The sequence below is a fragment of the Streptomyces sp. NPDC001732 genome, from assembly GCF_053596315.1.
In genome coordinates this window covers 1-3,566 of sequence record NZ_JBSFFY010000167.1, presented here as the reverse complement: position 1 = coordinate 3,566, position 3,566 = coordinate 1, and the positions used below count along the sequence as shown (strand labels likewise).

4 protein-coding genes and 1 pseudogene are annotated in these 3,566 nt (G+C 66.3%); 4 read left to right on the top strand and 1 reads right to left on the bottom strand.

Features of this window, described 5'->3' with window-relative positions; translation table 11 throughout:
- Positions 1-94 precede the first annotated feature (94 nt).
- The 3 genes and pseudogenes from ACWCXX_RS40965 to ACWCXX_RS40955 form a co-directional block, all read left to right on the top strand.
- A pseudogene (locus ACWCXX_RS40965) lies at positions 95-301 on the top strand (transposase); the annotation flags it as partial.
- Positions 302-431: 130 nt separating this feature from the next.
- Positions 432-863: a hypothetical protein gene (locus ACWCXX_RS40960; protein WP_451136356.1), complete on the top strand. Its 432-nt coding sequence runs from the start codon at positions 432-434 to the stop codon at positions 861-863.
- The gene (locus ACWCXX_RS40955) at positions 853-2,757 is read left to right on the top strand and encodes a hypothetical protein (protein WP_451136355.1); all 1,905 of its coding nucleotides are present in this window, start codon (positions 853-855) and stop codon (positions 2,755-2,757) included. Before ACWCXX_RS40960 ends, ACWCXX_RS40955 begins: the two co-directional genes overlap by 11 nt.
- 254 nt (positions 2,758-3,011) lie before the next feature.
- On the opposite strand, the gene ACWCXX_RS40950 is transcribed toward ACWCXX_RS40955, so the two are convergent.
- Positions 3,012-3,221, bottom strand: a complete 210-nt coding sequence (locus ACWCXX_RS40950; RefSeq protein WP_451136360.1) for an IS3 family transposase — start codon at positions 3,219-3,221, stop codon at positions 3,012-3,014.
- Positions 3,222-3,424: 203 nt separating this feature from the next.
- On the opposite strand from ACWCXX_RS40950, the gene ACWCXX_RS40945 reads away from it, so the two are divergent.
- Positions 3,425-3,566, top strand: a 142-nt coding sequence (locus ACWCXX_RS40945) for a DUF7003 family protein (RefSeq protein WP_451136358.1), incomplete at its 3' end; no start/stop codon positions are given.

The following is a 3,566-nucleotide window of genomic DNA, read 5'->3' as shown; positions in this document are numbered from 1 at the left end:
CAGCAGCAGACTCATGGCCGACACCCCGTCACCGCACCAAGAATGGTGCACTTTCATCCGTACGAGGTGGTGCACGTTCGCTTGTACGCCGACAAACCCCGGAGTTCGCGGCTTTCATGTCGTTAAAAGACGCTGGGTTGTCGAGCGAAGTCTGGGGTGGATCATGATGCGCAGGCGCCTCGCCCGCGACTACGAGACCCTCCTGGCCAGCTCCGAAGCGATGATCCATATCGCGTCGATCGACAACCTCGCCAAACGCATAACGGACGAGACCACCCCCACCTGGCGAGGAACTTACTAGGGCATAAAGAGCAATCTGCCTAGATCAAACGCCCTCTTAGTTTCCGTGTGGCGATTGGCTCCAACTGCGCTGGTGGCCTGGGAGTTTGGGCTTTGCGCTGAGCCGTGTGGTGTTTCTACTGTCAGCGCCCATGATCTTGAGTTTCTTCTCGTCCCGGGGCTGGGAGTCCTGGGACGTCGAGCATCGGCCGTTGATCCCTGAGGGGATGCCCGTGCTCGTCGACGACGACCTGCGATTCGAGAACGGTCCGGCAGCGCCGCGTCCGACGGCGGTGGTGAACCAGTGGTTGCGTGAGCTCCCGGCCAGTGGGGCACCGGCGCCGAGCTCGTGGGAGAACTACGCACGGGTGGTCAAGGAATGGATGGAGTTCCTGGCCGAACACGGAGTGGGACTGTTCGACTCGCGGGTACGACTGAAGGCCGCGTTGAGCCGATACGCCGAGCACCGGGCCGCGGGCCCACTCAAGGCCCGGTTCGCGGCGACGACATGGGGCCAGCACATGAGCATCCCTGCCGTCAGGACTGTCCGCGCGGTCTGCGATAATACGGCTCGTGGTAGTTGACATCGACGCCGTTGACTGGGCCGCGCTCGAGGCCGAGGACGTGCCGGAGCTCCTGTGGGCGCTCGGTGCCGAGGATCCGAGAGATCGGCGGTTCGCACTCGACGAGTTGGAAGAACGCATCCACTACGAGGGTGCCGTCTACGACAAAACGGTGGCGTGTCTGCCTTTCCTCTTCGAGCTGATCGCCGACGTGGTCCGCGCCGATCGGGGGCCGGTCGTGGAACTGATCGTGAGCATCGGGAGATCCGGGTTCGGGCCTAACCGGGAGGCAGGCTCCGCCATCGGCGAGCGGGCTGAGCAGTTCGTGCCTTTGCTGGCCGACGCCGATCCGGAGGTGCGGCGTGGGGCGGCGGCGGGGGTGGCTTCGTTTCTGCCCGACGGCACGCGCGCGGTCGGGCTGCTCGCCGAGCGGCTCGCGGTCGAACAGGACGTGCCGTGTCGTGTGTCGCTGATCCAGGCCGGGGCGGACGCCGCGTTCCGCGACCCCGAGACGGCCGACATCGCCGCGGCCTGGCTGGCCCGGATGGTCGACGACGACGCGGACCCGGTCATCCGGCTCGCGGCGCTGGCGCATCTCACGCGGGCCGCGCCGTATTACCGTGACGCCGAACCGGCAGAAGAGGCCGTCGCCTTGCTCCAGGCGGAGCGGGACAAGCTCGCCGAGGCCCGGACCGCCGAGCTCGTCTGGGTTCTCGACGACGCGCTCGGCGCGCGGATCACGCAGCGGCTGCCGATCGTGCGGGAGTTGCTGCGGAACCCCGCCCCCGAGCCCCGGATCAAAGCGCTGCACCTAGCCGGAAGAATGATGGATTGGTGGCGCGGTTCTTATGCGGAGCTCGTCTTGCAGATCGGCGAGTTGCTGGCGGTATCGGATGAAGAGGTGCGCGACAACGCGGTGCAGACGTTGCGCCACCTCGGCGAGCTCGCCGCACCGGCCGCCGACTTCCTGTTGGCCGAAGTCGCCTCCGGGCCGAGGTGTGACGATCCCTACCAGGACCCGCACAACGACATGATCAAGATCCTCGGGGAGCTCGGCGACGAGCGTGTGCTGCCGGCTCTCGCGGCGGCCGTCGCCCAGGACGCGGCGACCTTCGCGCTGGCGCCGATGCTGGAGAAGTTCCGCGAGCACAGAGCGATGTTCATCCCGGCTCTCCGCGAACAACTGGCACGTCAGCAGATGGACCCCGACAATTGCCACCTCGACCACTTGGTCACGGTTGTTCGGCGGCTCGGTGCCGTGGAACTGCTGCCGGAGGTGGAAGCGGCCCTGGACTTGGCCGTCCGGACGGGACTGGGCAGGCCGGTCGGCAGCGCTCTCCAAGCTTTCACAGAGTTCGGTCCGGCGGCCCGCACCGCACTACCCGCGATCCGCGAGCTGGCCGACAGACAGAAGCCCAAGGTGTGGTTGACGGTCATCGAGGCGTTGTGGGCCGTGGAACGCGACATCGATACCGTGCTGCCTCTACTGAGAACGGATCTCGCGAACACCCCGGATACCGCCGGAGAATCCGCCATCGAGGTCGCAGCCGCCATCGGCCCGGCAGCGGCGCCGCTGGTCGATCTCATCGAGCGCCGGTCCGCCGGGGACAATGTTCGGCTACGGGCCATCACCGCCATCGCCCTGACACGCATCACCGGCGATTTCCGCGCGCAGGAACCACAGCTGCGTTTCGCCTGGCACAACCGCCCCCTGCACCGAGTGGACATCGCGAAGCTTGTCAGAGATCTGGGACCGGCGGCCGAGTCATTCCTGCCTATCGTCCGGGCCGAGACGACCGCCGCGCAACGGCACACGTATGTGGAAAACGGCTGGTCCAGCGACGCCGTCACCCGCGATGAGGAACTGCTCAAGTTGTGCGCCGAGATCATCACCGGTGCCAACGGACATTCATAGCCGATCAAGCCACGGCGGGTCGGTTCCGGCTCGACCGGGTGCCTGGGCAGCCTGATCGGCCAAGGTCGATTGAGCGCTTCGCGGAGCGCGTCGGCCAATTTGGCACCCAGGTGGGTGCTGAGCTCCCGTTCGAGGTCGGTGAGGATCCCAACGGCGATCTGTCGCCGCCGCATCCCGTCGTCGGTGATCCGGATCAGGGTCATGCGGGGGAAGCCGGTACTGAGGGGCCTTGACCCCGGATATTGGACGCGGGTTTAAGCGACCAGCGACAGCGTAGTCGAGTTCTCGATGAGGGCGTTCTCGTAGTTGATCGGGGACATCTGGCCCAGGCGGGAGTGTCGTCGGCGGGTGTTGTAGCGGTGGGCCCAGCCGAACACCGCCAGCCGCGCGATCTCGATCCGCCGGACGTTCACCCCGTCGTACGGCCCGCCGTGCCCGCGCCGCGTCTCGGCGCACAGCGCCATATCCACCAGCGACCGCACCGGGCCGGCCACGCACAGCACCGCCTCGACCAGCTCGAACAGCGCATCGCACCGTGAGCTCAGACAGTCGTAGAAGAGGCGTCGAGCTGCCGCGGGAAGGGGAAGTCGCCGCGGACATCGAGGGCTTCCTCCAAACGAAGTGAGGCAAGCTCCACAGTCAGTCAGCCCTGGTAGCGTCCGCCGACGTGATCGAAGCAAACGATATTCTCGCCCAACTGGACAAATGCGCCATCGAGTTCAAGCTCCCTCATCCCGACAACGGTTACTTCTACGCAGTGGATGTGCGGATGCACCTCTACCGTGACCCGGGGCGCTGGGCCCTGATCA

Bases quoted from the DNA above. Each gene is read 5' to 3' on its own strand.
- ACWCXX_RS40960 (WP_451136356.1), top strand. From the start codon at position 432: ATGATCTTGAGTTTCTTCTCGTCCCGGGGCTGGGAGTCCTGGGACGTC.
- ACWCXX_RS40950 (WP_451136360.1), bottom strand. From the start codon at position 3,221: ATGGCGCTGTGCGCCGAGACGCGGCGCGGGCACGGCGGGCCGTACGAC.